We start from the raw sequence: 15416 nt of genomic DNA, 5'->3' as shown, positions 1-15416 counted from the left end.
CAATGTGGGAGCGAGCCTGCTCGCGAAGGCGGTGTGTCATTCAACAGATTCGTTGCCTGACACGACCTTTTCGCGAGCAGGCTCGCTCCCAAAGGTTTGCGCGGCGCGTGCAAACCCCGGTAACCCACAGGTTTATTCAGTGTTGCTTAGAGCCAATAGCTCACCGCATACCAGCCCAGCAGTCCCATCACCACGGTATACGGCACCGCCATCCACACCATGCGCCCGTACGACAAACGCACCAGCGGTGCAATCGCCGAGGTCAGCAGGAACAGAAACGCTGCCTGACCATTAGGGGTCGCCACGCTCGGCAGGTTGGTGCCGGTATTGATCGCAATCGCCAATGTCTCGAAGTGCTCGCGAGTCATGTGCCCGGCGAGAAAAGCCTGTTTCACTTCGGTAATGTAAATGGTCGCAACGAATACGTTGTCGCTGATCGCCGAGAGCAAGCCGTTGGCGATGAACAACATGCCCGGCTGTTGATCCATCGGCAGCGCCAAGACCCACTCGATCAGTGGGACGAACAGATGCTGATCGTGAATGACCGCCACCACGGCAAAAAACACCACCAGCAGTGCAGTAAACGGCATGGCGTCCTTGAACGCGCTGCCCAGGCGATGCTCGTCGGTGATCCCGGTAAACGCGGTGATCAACACTATTACCATCAACCCGATCAGGCCAACTTCAGCCAGGTGAAACGCCAGGCAACCAATCAGAATCAGTGCCGCCGCCCCTTGCACCAGCAGCGCCGCCGTCTGACGAGGCGTGCGTTTGGCGTTGTCCTCGGCAGCGTAGTTGGCCAACACAGTGCGGACGTTGTCCGGCAGCAGCGTGCCGTATCCGAACCAGCGCAGCTTCTCCAGCAGCACGCAAGTAACCAGACCCGCCACCAGTACCGGCAGCGACACCGGGGCTACCTTCTGGAAGAACTCGCCGAAATGCCAGCCCATTTCATGGCCGATCAACAGGTTCTGTGGCTCACCCACCAACGTGCAAACCCCGCCGAGCGCTGTTCCCACTGCGCCATGCATCAACAGGCTGCGCAGGAAAGCGCGGAATTGATTCAAGTCCTCATGGTGTCGCGACGGTAAATGCTCATCGTCAGCGAATTCACTGTCCTTGCGCGGATCATTGCCCGACGCGACCCGGTGATACACCGAGTAGAAGCCGACAGCCGCACTGATGATCACCGCCGTCACGGTCAACGCATCAAGAAATGCCGAAAGAAATGCCGACAAGAAGCAGAACATCAGCGCCAGAATTGCTTTCGAGCGCACGCCCAGCAGCAGCCGCGAGAAGAGAAATAGCAGCAGATCTTTCATGAAGTAGATGCCAGCGACCATGAACATCAGCAGCAGGATCACCGGAAAGTTGTGCAGCAACTCATCGTAAAGCGCTTGTGGCGTGGTCATCTTCAACAGCAACGCTTCAATCAACAACAAGCCGCCGGGCATCAACGGATAACACTTGAGCGCCATGGCCAGGGTGAAAATGAATTCGATCACCAGCAACCAGCCTGCGGCGACCGGCCCGACGGTGAACAGCACCACGGCGTTGAGAATGAGAAAACCGACGATGGTCGCCTTGTACCAGCGTGGCGATTGCCCGAGGAAGTTGTGCGCGAACGCCTGGGCGATTGAACCGGACATCGGCTGCTCCTTTTATTTAGAAGCGCGAAAGTTGCCGGATGTTTCGAGGAAGTTCAAGGTGTAACTGGGTTTTATAGCTGTTCATCGTTGAGTGACCGCGCCGGGAAAAGCGGGAAAAACGGAGGCCGACCGGGTCATTATCCGGCCGGCCCTCATGCGTTTATCCCAGTTTCGAAGAAATTACCCTGATTGCCCAAGGCGAGGAGAGTCGGCCTAGGTCGGATCGCAGCCGGAAGGTATGAATGAGGTTTTCCTCCAGACCCTCGATCGTAGCGAAGTAGACACCGTTATCGTTAGCGGCGAACGGCACGAGGTCACGGTGATAATCGACAATCCAGCCGGTTTCACCTGGGTTCGCTGTGCCGACCAATGTTACCGTTCTGTCGGTCGTAGACTTGTGATTCCCGATCAATTGGAAGTTTTCATTCCCCACGACGAACTGGATGCTAATCGACGCGGGTTCCTTTATATGCACCTGCCAAGGGGATGATTGCTGCCCGTTTGGCTCCCGTGCGATGAAGTTCTGGGTGCCTGTGTCGAGGTCTTTGAGATTGGCGCTCCAATGTCCGTCTGAAGCGACATTAAGGAGTTTCACAACTATACCGTTATTTACCAGCTCCACGACTTTGCCTGGCGTGGCGACGCCGGTGAAACTCAGTTCAGTATGAAATGTGGTTTCACCGTTACCAATGAGCCTGCCATCAGGGGCGTACACAGATTCGATTGAAAGCGTTTCTTTCACATCCACATCGATGATCCACATCGCGGACTGCTGGCCATCGGTCGTTTCAACACTATAAAAATGAAGACCTCGTTTCTGGTTAACCAGCAGGGCGCTGAAATGCCCGTTTACATCTACATTAACGGGAGGGTGCACCGGAATCCCATCGTCCAGTATCTCCGCGAATTGATTCGGCTGCGCCGAACCGATGAAAGACAAATCACCGTTGGTGGTAGTGCCCTCGGATGGAATGAATTCCCCGTCGCCGTTGGTAACTGAATGAATGCGGGGTGCATCAAGCTCAATGTTCTCCGGCGCAAGTTGAATGTTTGTCCGATGTTTGGACGGTGTTACCAAATCGTTCATATCAAATTCCTTTTTCGGGATAGCGCGCAGCGATCTGCGCGTCCGGCTATCTGATGCCTAGTAAAACTCGCCGTCTACTGTCAGAAATTACAGGTCCATGGGTATTTCCGACCAAAGGTAAGGCTCCTCCGATTACCGATCGAGATACCGCACTACCACCGCCCGATAATTCCCATCCAGCGAAAACCCGCCCAGCAGAATCCCGCCGTCGTGCTGCACGGTCACCGAACTGGCCGAATCCATGCTGCGTCCCAGTCGCGTGCGCAACCAGCCATGGCCCTCACCGAACGCCGGATCGAGGCTGCCATCGAGTTGATAGCGCGCGACCATGAAGTCCGCTTGAACCCCGCCAATGGTCGCGCCCACGGCGACGATGCGGCCGTCGCTCATTAGCTGGGCGGCGTTCCATTGGCATCCGCTGGGGCCGATGTCCAACACCTGTGGTTGGCCCTGATGACAGTGCAGGTCCGGTCGACCGTTGGCGTGCAAAACAATCGTCAAACAGCGGATTGGATCGCGGCTGCTGCCGAAGCAATAAAGCCTGTCGTCGGACTCAATGATCTGGCTGACCTGAGCGCTATTGCCGTGGGCCTTGAAGGCCATGAAGCCATCGACGGCGAAGCGCTCATCCAGGCTGCCATCGGGCCGATACACCGCCAACAGGCCTTGCTGAGGAAAGTCGATGGAACCTGCGACGACGATGCGCCCATCCTCCTTCAACAACAGCGTGCTCAGCCAGGTATTGAGCAGCAGGTGGCGGACTACTACAAATCCGCGTCCGTTGAATGATTCGTCGAGAAATCCATCGGGTTGCAGGCGGATCAATATGCCGGCGTGGTCGGCAAGGCTGAAATGATGGTTGGCGATCAGTAGAATACGGCCGTCTTCCTGCACCACAAAGTCACAGGCTTCGACGCCCGGCACGCCCGGCGGCAACCAGTTGTCGCGGGTGCCCATGGACAGCTCGCCGGGCAGTCGCACCACCTGGAAACCGTCATCGCCGAAGAATCGGTCTGGCTGGCCGTTGGCATCGAACAGGGCGAGGGCGGGCAGGGTGCGTTGGGTGTCTTCATAATGCAGGCCGGCCAGCAGAATCTTGCCGTCGGCTAACACCTGAACCTTGCCGGCCTTGGCTTCGAAACCCTCGACGAAACTGCCGATCACGCTGCCCTGAAAGCCGAACGACAAATCCGCCGAACCATCGGCCAGCAGCCGCGCCAGGCCAAAACGACTTCCCTTGGATGTACCGACCTTGGCGGCGACCAGAATCCGACCCTGTGCATCGAGCGTGACATGTTGGGTCTGGCTGGACAAACTGCCGGCAAAGTACACCTGCGCAACACCGCCAATGGCGAATGTCGGGTCGAGCGAACCGGGGGCGGTCCATGCAGTAGGCAGCGCGTAAGGGCTCAGGGTGGACATGCACGCGTCTCCTTGTGCCTGAGCCGATACCCAGTGGTTGGGAGGCTGACTGCACGAGCGAAACATTCAATCCCTGAACCGCGAGAAGTACAACTGGGGGAACTAACAGAAGGACGGTCGCACTGTGCCAGAACAGTGTCTTGTTGAACCACTCGCAAGCGAGCCAAGTACTTTCGATGAAACGGCACTGCAACTACGTTGATTGTTCGACTACGCATACAACAAGGGCGGATGACTTTAACGTCATCCGCCCTTGTTCGGTAATCAGTGTGGCATCGACCACGATTGCAGTGTGTGGCCGTCTTCGCTGAGCTCAGCGCGGGCCTGCTGCAGCAGTTGTTCGAGTTGCGCCGGGTCAGAGTAGGCGCTGCTCGGGATCTGTTTGCGACCGATGTGGGAGTTGGTGCGGTCGACGACGGTCAGGCTCAGTTCGCCATTGCCGTCTTGTGGCGCCCAGGCCACGCATTGAAAAGGCTTGAACGCGTGGTTGGCAATCAAAAGAGCTTCGTTGATACGCAGCGGGGCAGTCATGGGTTCTTCTCTCTATTGGCGCCCAATCAAATGATGTGCCGTCGGTTGGGCATACCGTGCGGCTGGTTACTTGTACTGATGCACGCAACCGGGGGGCGGGTCACAAGTGAAACAAAGAAATTTCAGATTCTTTACATAACGTAAGTTCGTTTCGTTAAACCTGCACATGTCCGAACACCGCGCTGAATTCACCCCTCACCCCAGCCCTCTCCCCGAGGAGAGGGAGCCGAGTTGTGGGCTTTTCAAACTGGAGTTCGGCTCGGTCTTTCAGATCGGCTGACCTCGCGTATACCTCACCCTAGCCCTCTCCCTCGGGAGAGGGCTAGGGTGAGGGGCCGCTCTTGGATTCACCGCAAATAGTCGATAGCTAACTAACAACCAACTTTCTTATAACTCTTTTAATACCCGGCCTATAAGCAATCGGTACAAGCCCCCGTCAAAATCTTGCTAGTGTTACAACCGGGTCTGCCAAATGACTGTTTTTACGATCATTTATCAAATTTGGCGCCAAGGAACAGTCATGAGCGAAGCGCCTGCATCGAGACGTTTACTGGTGGTCGATCCCTGCGACGACTGTTATCGCCTGTTGCCCGGATTGCGCGCCGTAGGCTGGGATGTCGACAGTTGTAATCTGGAAAACGCCGCATCCCGGGCCTGCGATGTCGGCCTGCTGCGTTTGCAGCCGTTTCACCTGGAACGACCCGAAGCCGTCAAAGAACTGATCAGCCGCAGCGGCACCGAATGGATCGCTGTGCTCAATCAGGAAGTCCTGCGCTTGCAGAACGTTGGCGATTTCGTTTGTGAATGGTTTTTCGATTTCCACACCTTGCCCTTCGACGTTTCCCGCGTACAGGTCACCCTCGGCCGCGCCTTCGGCATGGCACGCCTGCGCGGGCAGGGCACGATTCATGTCGATCAGCCGGAGCACGAACTGCTCGGCGACAGCAAACCGATCCGCGAACTGCGCAAACTCCTTAGCAAACTGGCCCCCACCGAATCGCCCGTGCTGATTCGCGGCGAAAGCGGCACCGGCAAGGAACTCGTCGCGCGCACCCTGCACCGACAATCCCAGCGCCACAACAAACCTTTTGTAGCGATCAACTGCGGGGCGATTCCCGAGCATTTGATTCAGTCAGAATTGTTCGGCCACGAAAAAGGCGCGTTCACCGGCGCGCACCAGCGCAAGGTCGGACGCATCGAAGCGGCCAATGGCGGCACGTTGTTCCTCGACGAAATCGGCGACCTGCCGCTGGAATTGCAGGCCAATCTCCTGCGCTTTCTGCAGGAAAAGCATATTGAACGGGTAGGGGGCAGTCAGCCGATACCGGTCGATGTGCGCGTGCTGGCCGCAACCCACGTTGACCTGGAAGCAGCAATCGAGAAGAAGCGCTTTCGTGAAGACCTTTATTACCGGCTCAACGTCCTGCAAGTGGTCACAGCGCCGTTGCGTGAACGTCATGGCGATCTGTCGATGCTGGCCAACCACTTTTCGCACTTCTACAGCCATGAAACCGGGCGTCGACCAAGAAGCTTCAGCGAAGACGCGCTGATTGCCATGGGCAAGCACGACTGGCCGGGCAATGTGCGCGAGCTGGCTAACCGGGTCAGGCGTGGGTTGGTGTTGGCGGAGGGCCGCCAGATCGAGGCGCGGGATTTAGGGTTGATCAGTCAGCATTCCATCGCCACGCCGATGGGCACGCTGGAAGACTACAAGACCCGGGCGGAACGGCAGGCGTTGTGTGATGTGTTGAATCGACACAGTGATAATTTGAGTGTGGCCGCAAAAGTTTTAGGGGTTTCGCGGCCTACTTTTTATCGGTTGTTGCATAAGCATCAGATTCGTTAAACAGCTGAACATCAAAGGATCGCAACCTTCGGCAGCGCCTACACGGAACAATGTAGGAGCTGCCGAAGGCTGCGATCTTTTGCTTTTAGAAGTAATACGGGAATTTCAGGCTGAACGAAAAGTCCGGCGCATCATCGGTCATACCGATCGACAAGTTCGGCACGATCGTCAGGTTGTCGGTGGCTGCGATGGTCATGCCGACGTTGAAGTAACCGGCGTTGGCATCACTGGACACCACCGATTCCCAATCGCCGCCGTCCTGTTTCAGCTTGCTTTTGCGTTGCACCAGGTCGGAGACCGAGAACGACATACTCATCTTCTCGTTAAGCGCGAAGGCGATACCGGCGCCGATCTGGAAGCTGTCGCCAATCTTAACCTTGCCCGGGTTTTTCTGATTGACCGTAGAGCTGATGTCGTCGAACGACTCCTCGAGGTTGTGGGTGTAGGAAAGGCTGCCGAACAGCACCGCCGGGTCAAACGTCTTGACCAGCGAGATACCCGGCGTAATCGACCAGACTCCGTTGCCGGTGGGCAGGGTGTCGGGGACGAACAGGTTGGAGTTGGCGTCGGTCTGGCGCAGTTTGATGCCGAACGGGTCTTTGCCGGTCGGCGCCTTGACGCGCAAGGTGACGACGGCGTCCGGGGTGTTGACCGATTCGTCGAGAAACTTGTAGGCAATACCGAAGTTGACGTCGCCGATGGTTGGATCCTTGGTGACGGTTTCTTCTGTTGTTACGCCAGCCGCGCCCTCGTTGCCGCCGCCGGATTGATACGTCGACTCGCGATAGATCACCGGCACGTTCAGGTCGAACTGCCAGCGGTTATCGAAGTTGTAGCGGCCGGTGAGGTCCAGGGTCCAGGTGTCGGCCTTGATCCGGTCGAGGTTGATGTTGCCCAAAAAGATCGAATCCAGCGCAAGGAACCCGTTCAGGATCAACTGGCGGGTGTCATAGCGCGAATAGGTCAGGCCGGTTTCCACGCTGAACTTGCCGCCGCCAAAGAAACCGCTGGCTTCGTCATACAGGTTGGAAACGCTTTGCGCCGGTTGTGAATCATCGGCCAGCGATTGACCGTAGGAAGCGCCGCTGCCCCCGGCGGCGCCTCCCGATGCAGCGGCCGCACCGGTGCCTGTGGCGGCTCCGGCGGCGACGCGATTGCCTTTCATGTCGGACGGCGATTTTGCCAGCCGTTTTGGCGGTGGGGCGGCGGGTGTTTCTTCTACCTGGCGGACCCGTTGTTCAAGTACCGCCAGCGCTTGTTGTTGTTGTTCGTATCGTTGTCTCAGTTCCAGAAGTTCCCGTTTCAGGGCTTCTACATCGGCGTCGGGTGCTGCTTGCAGCATTGCCGCCGGGAGAAGGGTACTCAAACACACTGCAGCACGCAGTGATACTGATCGATACATGAATAAGCCGTCCCTTTAAGCCCAATGATCGAGACTCAGCGTAGTTCAATATCCGATATTGCGTAGGGCCCCGAGTTGGGTCAGGTTGCAATCCAGTGCACCGGCGCTTCTGCCGTTATTGTTAAGTACGACGTTGAGTTGCGTAAGGTTGTTGACCACGTTGGCGCTGCCCAGCAATCGGGTGTTCTGCAGCAGCCCGCCCTGGGCGACCTGTTGCAGTGCCGTGCCTTGATTGCCGCTGGCCTGAATGGCCATTTGCACGCCACCGCCATTGGCTGAAACCGCGACACTGCCGGCGCCGTTGCTGCCAGTAATGGTTTGTCCGGCGATAAGGGCCTGGCCTTGCGATGGCACCAGTGCCGGCGCCTGACTGGCTTCGCTGACGTTGATCGCGACGTTGTTGTTGGCGGTGTTGCCATCGCCGGCGGCGCGTACGCTTTGCGTCACACCCTGGCTGCTGTTGAGGCCGGCGCCACCGATTACGCTGCCGGTGCCTGCGGTGAGGGCGCTGCCGTTGCCCGACTCCTTGATGGTCGAGACGTAGAATTCCGGTTTGACGGTTGCGGCCTGGATCTGCATCGAGGTCGCGGCCCCGATCAAGTCGCCGCTGGCGTTGCGCCAGGTGCTGCTCATGACAATGCCGAAGCTGATGATCCGCCCCGGCATGACGTAACGACCGCGCAGCTCGGCGAGCTCCTGGTCCTTGATTTCGATGGGTTTGAATCCGGCATGGGCTAAACCTGACGCACTCGCTGCCAGGCAGGCGGCGGCCAGCCAGTATGAGCTTTTCATCTGCTGCTCCCGGGACATCCAGTCCCATTCTCTAACTCGGCGATTAAAAGAAGTCGCTCTGAATGAACCCGAAATCCATCAATTCCGCATCTTTGACCGGGTTGAAACTATCCAGCGAGTTCTTCGCCGTCAGCGGCACGGGAGGGCTGCGCAAGGCGTTGGCCTTGTCGTAACCGGGGCCGACGATGGCAAAGACAATGCCGTTCCAACCTTTGACAAAGTCGTCTTGTTTGTAGCGCTTGTGGCCGAGAACCGGGTCACCGATGTAGACCCAATCCTTGTCCGAGCGCTGCAGGACGACGAAATGCTTGTAACCACGAATGTCCATCAGAACCACCACCGGAATGGTCACCGCTTCGAGTTTCTCGGGCGGGATCCGGTAGCCACGGGCGCGCATGCCGATGCTTTCTACGTAGCGCTTCATGTCGAGCATGGAGAAACCTTGGGTTCGCACCAGGTCCTGATCAGCGTTGACCAGCATGCCTTTGATGATGTGCTCCTCATCGACGTCGAGCCAATAGGCCTGGCGCAGGACCGTCGCCAGTGCAGCAGCGCCGCAGCTGAAGTCGGTTTTCTGTTCGACGATGTCGGCAAACTTGCGCTCACGAATGCTTTGCACATCCTTGTAGACCAGCACGCCACCCGGCAGGGCAGCGACGGGCATCTGGGCCGCCTGAGTCAGGCCGCACAGACAAAGCAGAGCGAGGAGGGCAGGAGTCCGCATGATCGAATACGCCTTGTGGAACCGAGGAAAAGCCCCGTTGCCGGGGCTTTCGTTTCGATCGCGATTACATGCAGGCTTTGCAACCTGCGGCGATGGACAGCGAGTTGCTTTGTTGGTTGCCCACACCCGCCGAGACGTTGGCTCCGCCGTTGCCGGAGAAGTTGTTCATCGAGTTGGTCATGTTGGCGTTGTTGACGACAGGAGTTTTCCAGCCATCTTTGGTCAACACTTGTTGGGTGGTGACGCCAGCGAGGCCAAAAGTACCCACGGCTTCGAACTTGGCTTTCTGATCATCGTTGCCGCCATGGCCGCCGCCACGGTTACCCCAACCACCATGGTCGTTGTCGTCTTCGATGGTCGCAGTGCCTTTGGCTTTGAACACGCCAGCGGCTGCATAAGTACCGGTAAGGGTGTCGGTTTTGTAAGCCTGCACGCCTTTGTTTTCCACGACCAGGCCAGTCGAGGACTGGTTGGCAGAGGCGGCAGCCTGCGCTACACGACCACCGGAAACGGCGATGGCGAGATTGTTTTTCTGTTGGTTGAAGTTGCCGGCGGTCACGTTGATGCCGATGTTGCCGGAACCGTTGTTGCCAGTATTGGTGAGGTTGGCGTTGTTGAAGGTGGAAGAGTTTTTCACGTAGTTGTTGTTGTTCACCTGAGTCGCGCTCGAGGCGGCAACAGCATTGCCGAAGATGAAGCTTTCGTCAGCGGTAGCCAGCGCAGCAGCGTTGTCCTGCTGGTTGCCGTCGCCGCCCGCCACGTTGGCACCCATGTTGCCGTTGGAGCCGTTGAGCGAGTCGCTGGCATTGGCGTTGTTCAGGGTGCCCTGGTTTTTCACCACGTTGCCGTCGCTGTTTTGTGCGTCAAGTACAGCGGCGCCGGCGCCTGCGGTGATCTGCAGCAGTTGTTCAAGATTCGGACCTTGTGGCTGGCCGTGACCATTGCCGTGTCCATTGCCATGCCCGTTACCACGACCGTCGGCCTGTGCTGCCATTGCCATCACTGCTGCGAGTGCGAAAACCAGTGGTTTGAGAGCCATTGTAGGTTTCATGGTTGTTTCTCCGTCGTGCTTATTAGTTGGTTAAGTGTTGGGACTTTTCTAATTGCACTGCTTTTTGTTTGGGTCAGTCTGCGACCCGGATGCTCAGGGTGTTAGCCATGCGGTTCCCCACCCCGGCACTCTGGTTCACCTGGATTACCCCGCGGCTGCCGGTGAAGGCCTGATCACTGGTCGTGACCTGGCGACTGCCGATTGAGGTACCAGTTGCTCCTGAGCTCGGTAAAAACGCCACGTTCTGTTGCGAAAGGGCGCTGTCGTCAACGCTCTGCGGGCCGGCACTGATGCTGACGCGCGTCACGTTGGCCATTTGATTGTTGGCACCGGCGCCCTGGTTAACACCGAGGATGCCGTTGCCATTGCTGAAAGAGTTGCCGCCGATGTTGGCGCTCGCGTCGATGGCGCGGCTGGCGGGCGTGTCGATGGTCTGCCTGACGCTGGTGGTGGCATGGGCTTCGGTGCCGATGGCAATCGCCTTGGTGTTGGCTTGTTGCATCTGGTCACCGGCAGCCTGGTTGACATTGAAGTTGCCGCGATACTGAGCGCCGGAATCCTGAATGTTTGCCTTGTTGACTGAAGCCGAATCGGCCATGGCGCTGGTGCAGCCGAGCAGGGCGAGAAGCAGCAGGGTGCGATTCATGTCATTGGCCTCCGGCCATACGAGTCAGAGGCGCCAGCCCGGTGCTCATTGCCCGGTTGACGGTATTGGAGATCGAGGCGCCAGAACCACCGCCGCTGCCAGTACGCATGCCGGGCAGGCCGTTCTGATTGGTCAGGGTGTTCATGCCGGGCAGGTTGGAACTGGGCGTGGTCATGTTGCCGCGAATCGATGAGCCGCTGGCGACACTGGCGAAATCACCGTCAGTGAGTTCGGTACTGCTGAGGGTCTGGTTGATCCGCACCGAAGGGTTGGCGTTGACCGTGGTCGGATAGGGGTCTTTGCCGCCATTGCGCCCGATCGCGATGGGTTGAACGTCGCGGTTAAGGACGATCACGCCGTTGCCTTCAGCCTGGGCGCTGACGCTGATCAAAGCGCTGGCGGCTGATCCGATCAGCAGGAGGCAGGTCAGGCCTTTATTGAATTTCCCCACGGCTGCAATTCCTTCTTCAGTGGGCTGGGTTATTCAGCGTTGTGAAGGAGAGAGCGAAAGCTGTGCCGGTTTTGAATTATCTTTTTATTTCAACGGCTTACATGCTTTGGGAAATTCCCTGTTGCGGGCACTGTTTCAGCGCTGAGACAAAGGGCGGATCGCTTGAGGGGCAATGGGCGCCGGAAAGCTCTGGAACAGGGGTTTGCGCCGAGGTGTTTCATCGGCGTAACAGATCACGTGACGCAAGGATGAATGACGCTTGGGCGGGGCCTTTGCGCGGTCGGGAGTGTTTCAAAAACGGACAGTTTTGCGTTAAAAGCTGCCGGGCGGCTCATCTGGACAGCAAACGCTCGACCGCCGCAAAGGCTTGTGTCTGGCGTTCGGCCCAATTGCCTTTGATGATTTGTATCGGCTGTTGATGCTGGATTAGCCAAGCGCGGGTGGCCTTGAAGAAGGTCACTCGATCCGCAAGATCCGGTTGGCAGCGCTGGCCGTCTTCGGTCCAGTCGATCTGTTGCGGGGACAACAGCAGGTGCAGGTCGTAATGGCGCGCCAGTAACTCGGTTTCCAGCCAGGCCGGGCAGTCGCCAAACAGAGTCTGGCTCCAAAGGATATTGCTCAGCAGGTGGGTGTCGAGAATCAGCAGTGGGGGCTGTTTCGCGCGCGCCTGATCTTCCCATTGCAACTGGCCCCGGGCGATATCAGGGATATCCGCAAGGCAAGTGTCGCGTGGGTTGTCTTCGATGAACCGACGAACATATTCATCAACGCGCACGCCGCCGAAACGCTGCTCCAACCCTGCCGCCAGCCAGCTCTTGCCGGTGGATTCCGGGCCGGTGAGAACAACGACTTTCATGTGCGCAACGCCGGATCGGCGCGCCATTCCCGCCAGCCTTGCACGGCGAGCAAGGTAAACAGCGCGTAGAGCGCGGCGGTCAGGTACAGGCCTTTATAGATGAACAGGCCGACAAAGATCACATCGAGGACGAACCACAGCGCCCAGCATTGCAGACGTTTTTGCGCCATCCACAGTTGCGCGACCAGACTGAAACCGGTGAGCGCGGCATCGAGCCACGGCTGTGCGGCGTCGGTCCAGTGCGCCATCGCCGCGCCCAGCAACACACTGCCGATCGCCCCAACGCCGAGGCCGAGCACCATCGAGCGTGCATCGAGGCGGGTAACCTGGCGACCGTCATGCATCGTCCCGGCGCGGGTCCACTGCCACCAGCCGTAGATCTGCAGCGCGGCGTAGATCACTTGCAGCAACATGTCCGAATACAGCTTCACCTCAAAGAAGATCCAGCTGTAGAGCAACACCATGACCAGCCCGATCGGCCAGCACCACGGATTCTGCTTGACCGTCAGCCACACGGCGATGACACCGAGGGCAGCGGCAAACAGTTCAAGCCCGGACATGAGTGATCCTTGGGGGAGTTGAGAAGGGGGCGGATTGTACTGCATTAGTCAGGTCAAAAGCCCCTCACCCTAACCCTCTCCCGGAGGGAGAGGGAACTGACCGCGTTGTTTGGTCGAGGTACGCCGACCTGGAATAACGCGTCGAACGCAGATCATGAAAAGCCCAGTGATCTGCGATCAAAAGCCCCTCACCCTAACCCTCTCCCGGAGGGAGAGGGAACTGACCGCGTTGTTTGGTCGAGGTACGCCGACCTGGAATAACGCGTCGAACGCAGATCATGAAAAGCCCAGTGATCTGCGATCAAAAGCCCCTCACCCTAACCCTCGCCCGGAGGGAGAGGTAACTGACCGCGTTGTTTGGTCGAGGTACGCCGACCTGGAATATCGCGTCGAACGCAGATCATGAAAAGCCCAGTGATCTGCGATCAAAAGCCCCTCACCCTAACCCTCTCCCGGAGGGAGAGGAACTGATCGCGTTGTTTGGTCGAGGTACGCCGACCTGGAATAACGCGTCGAACGCAGATCATGAAAAGCCCAGTGATCTGCGATCAAAAGCCCTTCACCCTAACCCTCTCCCGGAGGGAGAGGGAACTGATCGCGTTGTTTGGTCGAGGTACGCCGACCTGGAATAACGCGTCGAACGCAGATCATGAAAAGCGCAGTGATCTGCTCCCTCTCCTCGGGGAGAGGGCTGGGGTGAGGGTGGGCTCACCTCGGTGACCGGTCAGACCCGGAACTGGCGCAGCAGCCCGTTGAGCTGTTCGCTCAGTTGCCCAAGCCGCAGGCTGGCTGCACTGGATTGCTCAGCCGCCAACGCGGTGCTATGGGAAAGCCCGGCCGCCTGGGTGACGTTCTGGTTGATGTCCTCAACCACCTGCGCCTGTTGCAGCGTAGCGCTGGCAATCGACGCATTGAGACCGTTGAGATTACGCAACGCCTGGCCAATCGCATTAAGGCTCGCCCCGGCCAGTCCCGCCTGTTCAATGGTCAGTTGCGAGGCCTTGCTGCTGTCGCCGATCACCTTCACCGCAGCCTCCGAATGATTCTGCAAACGCTCGATCATCGACTGAATCTCCGCCGTCGATTTCTGCGTACGCTGGGCCAGCAAGCGCACCTCATCGGCCACCACGGCAAACCCGCGACCCTGTTCTCCCGCGCGCGCCGCTTCAATCGCCGCGTTCAAGGCCAACAGGTTGGTCTGTTCGGCAATCGAACGAATCACCTCCAGCACGCTGCCAATCTGCGTACTCTCCGCCGCCAGGGTGCGGATCACTTCCACCGCTTGATCAATCGTGCCCGAGAGCTTGTCGATCTGTTGCAGGCTGCCGTCAATATTGATCTGCCCCTGTTGCGCCTGCGCTTCGGCATCGCGCATTTCTGCGGCGGCGTGTTCGGCGTTTTTCGCCACGTCCTGCACGCCGTAGGTAACTTCATTGATCGCCGTGGCTACCAGTTCCATCTGCTGCGACTGCTGCTGGCTGCGCTGCTGCGCCTGCGAGGCATCGTTACCCAGCTCGCTGGAAGACTGCCCCAGAGCGCTGGCCGATACCTGCAGATCACCGATCACCCGGCGCAGCTTGGCCGTAAAGGCATTGAAGTGATGGGCCAGTTCGGTGACTTCATCCTTGCCATGGGTATCGAGGCTGCGGGTCAGGTCGCTTTCGCCACTGGCGATGTTGGCCATCGCATTCACGGTTTCCTGCAACGGACGGACGATGCTGCGTGCGATCAGAATCACCAGCAGCGCCATGATCAGCGCAATCGCCAGGCCGATGGCCGACGCCTTGATCATCTGCCCCTGGAATTCGGCTTGCACATCGTCGACATACACGCCGGAGCCGATCACCCAGCCCCACGGCTCAAACAGCTTCACATAAGAGGTCTTGGCAACGGGATCAGTCGCTCCCGGCTTCGGCCAGCGATAATTGACCATGCCCGCGCCTTTGGCCTTGGCGATGGCGACCATTTCGTTGAACACCGCAAAGCCGTCCGGGTCGCGGATCGCCGAGAGGTTCTGGCCTTCAAGTTTGGGGTTGGTCGGGTGCATGACCATCACGGGCGTGAGGTCGTTGATCCAGAAGTAGTCGCTCTGGTCGTAGCGCAGGCCACGGATCGCGGTCAGTGCCTGCTTTTGCGCGGCATCCCTGGTCAGGGTGCCAGCGGTCTCAAGACCTTGGTAATAGGTGAGCAGGCCACTGGCGGTCTGCACCACGTGCTGGGTTTTCTGCGCCTTGGCGTGGTAGAGGTCGTCATGGATCTGCTTGAGCATCAGCACGCCCAAGGTCAGCAACATGACCACCGCCACGATCAAGATGAGCCACAAGCGTCGGCTGATCGACACACTGCGCAAGCTGTTCATAACGCTGTCACTCCGGATTCTTGTTCTTGTAATAAACGAT

General features: G+C 58.3%; 14 protein-coding genes. 1 reads left to right on the top strand and 13 read right to left on the bottom strand.

Annotated features, from left to right (window positions below):
* Positions 1–146: 146 nt before the first annotated feature.
* The 4 genes from nhaB to ACZZ0K_RS10630 all read right to left on the bottom strand — a co-directional run bounded on the left by nhaB (position 147) and on the right by ACZZ0K_RS10630 (position 4689).
* The gene (gene nhaB, locus ACZZ0K_RS10645) at positions 147–1649 is read right to left on the bottom strand and encodes a sodium/proton antiporter NhaB (RefSeq protein ID WP_150742102.1); all 1503 of its coding nucleotides are present in this window, start codon (positions 1647–1649) and stop codon (positions 147–149) included.
* Between the two features lie 160 nt (positions 1650–1809).
* The gene (locus ACZZ0K_RS10640) at positions 1810–2736 is read right to left on the bottom strand and encodes a hypothetical protein (protein ID WP_258708181.1); all 927 of its coding nucleotides are present in this window, start codon (positions 2734–2736) and stop codon (positions 1810–1812) included.
* A 132-nt stretch (positions 2737–2868) separates the two neighbouring features.
* The gene (locus ACZZ0K_RS10635) at positions 2869–4158 is read right to left on the bottom strand and encodes an NHL repeat-containing protein (protein WP_258708182.1); all 1290 of its coding nucleotides are present in this window, start codon (positions 4156–4158) and stop codon (positions 2869–2871) included.
* A 264-nt stretch (positions 4159–4422) separates the two neighbouring features.
* Complete coding sequence (locus ACZZ0K_RS10630) at positions 4423–4689, bottom strand: hypothetical protein (protein WP_095179983.1); 267 nt, start codon at positions 4687–4689, stop codon at positions 4423–4425.
* A gap of 520 nt (positions 4690–5209) precedes the next feature.
* Here ACZZ0K_RS10630 and ACZZ0K_RS10625 point away from each other — a divergent pair.
* Positions 5210–6535 (top strand): sigma-54 dependent transcriptional regulator, encoded by a 1326-nt coding sequence (locus ACZZ0K_RS10625; RefSeq protein ID WP_076563015.1) that lies wholly within the window; start codon positions 5210–5212, stop codon positions 6533–6535.
* A gap of 85 nt (positions 6536–6620) precedes the next feature.
* On the opposite strand, the gene ACZZ0K_RS10620 is transcribed toward ACZZ0K_RS10625, so the two are convergent.
* The 9 genes from ACZZ0K_RS10620 to ACZZ0K_RS10580 all read right to left on the bottom strand — a co-directional run bounded on the left by ACZZ0K_RS10620 (position 6621) and on the right by ACZZ0K_RS10580 (position 15376).
* The gene (locus tag ACZZ0K_RS10620; RefSeq protein ID WP_041479694.1) at positions 6621–7937 is read right to left on the bottom strand and encodes a hypothetical protein; all 1317 of its coding nucleotides are present in this window, start codon (positions 7935–7937) and stop codon (positions 6621–6623) included.
* Between the two features lie 45 nt (positions 7938–7982).
* Entirely contained in the window at positions 7983–8729 is a 747-nt protein-coding gene (locus ACZZ0K_RS10615) for a hypothetical protein (protein ID WP_041479693.1), read from the bottom strand.
* A 43-nt stretch (positions 8730–8772) separates the two neighbouring features.
* Positions 8773–9453: a C39 family peptidase gene (locus tag ACZZ0K_RS10610; RefSeq protein ID WP_236168849.1), complete on the bottom strand. Its 681-nt coding sequence runs from the start codon at positions 9451–9453 to the stop codon at positions 8773–8775.
* Between the two features lie 64 nt (positions 9454–9517).
* Positions 9518–10504 (bottom strand): hypothetical protein, encoded by a 987-nt coding sequence (locus tag ACZZ0K_RS10605; protein WP_041479692.1) that lies wholly within the window; start codon positions 10502–10504, stop codon positions 9518–9520.
* 73 nt (positions 10505–10577) lie between these two features.
* Positions 10578–11150 (bottom strand): hypothetical protein, encoded by a 573-nt coding sequence (locus tag ACZZ0K_RS10600; protein WP_041479691.1) that lies wholly within the window; start codon positions 11148–11150, stop codon positions 10578–10580.
* Between the two features lies 1 nt (position 11151).
* Positions 11152–11601 carry a hypothetical protein gene (locus ACZZ0K_RS10595; protein WP_256809783.1) on the bottom strand — a complete coding sequence of 150 codons (450 nt, stop codon included), beginning with the start codon at positions 11599–11601 and terminating at the stop codon, positions 11152–11154.
* 331 nt (positions 11602–11932) lie between these two features.
* Complete coding sequence (locus ACZZ0K_RS10590; RefSeq protein WP_256809784.1) at positions 11933–12457, bottom strand: AAA family ATPase; 525 nt, start codon at positions 12455–12457, stop codon at positions 11933–11935.
* Positions 12454–13017 (bottom strand): nicotinamide riboside transporter PnuC, encoded by a 564-nt coding sequence (gene pnuC / locus ACZZ0K_RS10585; RefSeq protein ID WP_076563007.1) that lies wholly within the window; start codon positions 13015–13017, stop codon positions 12454–12456. The genes ACZZ0K_RS10590 and pnuC overlap by 4 nt, the downstream gene beginning before the upstream one ends.
* Before the next feature lie 724 nt (positions 13018–13741).
* Positions 13742–15376 (bottom strand): methyl-accepting chemotaxis protein, encoded by a 1635-nt coding sequence (locus ACZZ0K_RS10580; RefSeq protein WP_095179989.1) that lies wholly within the window; start codon positions 15374–15376, stop codon positions 13742–13744.
* Between the last annotated feature and the right edge of the window lie 40 nt (positions 15377–15416).

It is taken from the genome of Pseudomonas sp. AC255 (genome assembly GCF_979258175.1).
The sequence above is the reverse complement of the archived record's forward strand: the minus strand, read 5'-3'. Positions and strand labels throughout refer to the sequence as shown.

Bases quoted from the DNA above. Each gene is read 5' to 3' on its own strand.
- nhaB (WP_150742102.1), bottom strand. From the start codon at position 1,649: ATGTCCGGTTCAATCGCCCAGGCGTTCGCGCACAACTTCCTCGGGCAA.
- ACZZ0K_RS10640 (WP_258708181.1), bottom strand. From the start codon at position 2,736: ATGAACGATTTGGTAACACCGTCCAAACATCGGACAAACATTCAACTT.
- ACZZ0K_RS10635 (WP_258708182.1), bottom strand. From the start codon at position 4,158: ATGTCCACCCTGAGCCCTTACGCGCTGCCTACTGCATGGACCGCCCCC.
- ACZZ0K_RS10630 (WP_095179983.1), bottom strand. From the start codon at position 4,689: ATGACTGCCCCGCTGCGTATCAACGAAGCTCTTTTGATTGCCAACCAC.
- ACZZ0K_RS10625 (WP_076563015.1), top strand. From the start codon at position 5,210: ATGAGCGAAGCGCCTGCATCGAGACGTTTACTGGTGGTCGATCCCTGC.
- ACZZ0K_RS10620 (WP_041479694.1), bottom strand. From the start codon at position 7,937: ATGTATCGATCAGTATCACTGCGTGCTGCAGTGTGTTTGAGTACCCTT.
- ACZZ0K_RS10615 (WP_041479693.1), bottom strand. From the start codon at position 8,729: ATGAAAAGCTCATACTGGCTGGCCGCCGCCTGCCTGGCAGCGAGTGCG.
- ACZZ0K_RS10610 (WP_236168849.1), bottom strand. From the start codon at position 9,453: ATGCGGACTCCTGCCCTCCTCGCTCTGCTTTGTCTGTGCGGCCTGACT.
- ACZZ0K_RS10605 (WP_041479692.1), bottom strand. From the start codon at position 10,504: ATGAAACCTACAATGGCTCTCAAACCACTGGTTTTCGCACTCGCAGCA.
- ACZZ0K_RS10600 (WP_041479691.1), bottom strand. From the start codon at position 11,150: ATGAATCGCACCCTGCTGCTTCTCGCCCTGCTCGGCTGCACCAGCGCC.
- ACZZ0K_RS10590 (WP_256809784.1), bottom strand. From the start codon at position 12,457: ATGAAAGTCGTTGTTCTCACCGGCCCGGAATCCACCGGCAAGAGCTGG.
- pnuC (WP_076563007.1), bottom strand. From the start codon at position 13,017: ATGTCCGGGCTTGAACTGTTTGCCGCTGCCCTCGGTGTCATCGCCGTG.
- ACZZ0K_RS10580 (WP_095179989.1), bottom strand. From the start codon at position 15,376: ATGAACAGCTTGCGCAGTGTGTCGATCAGCCGACGCTTGTGGCTCATC.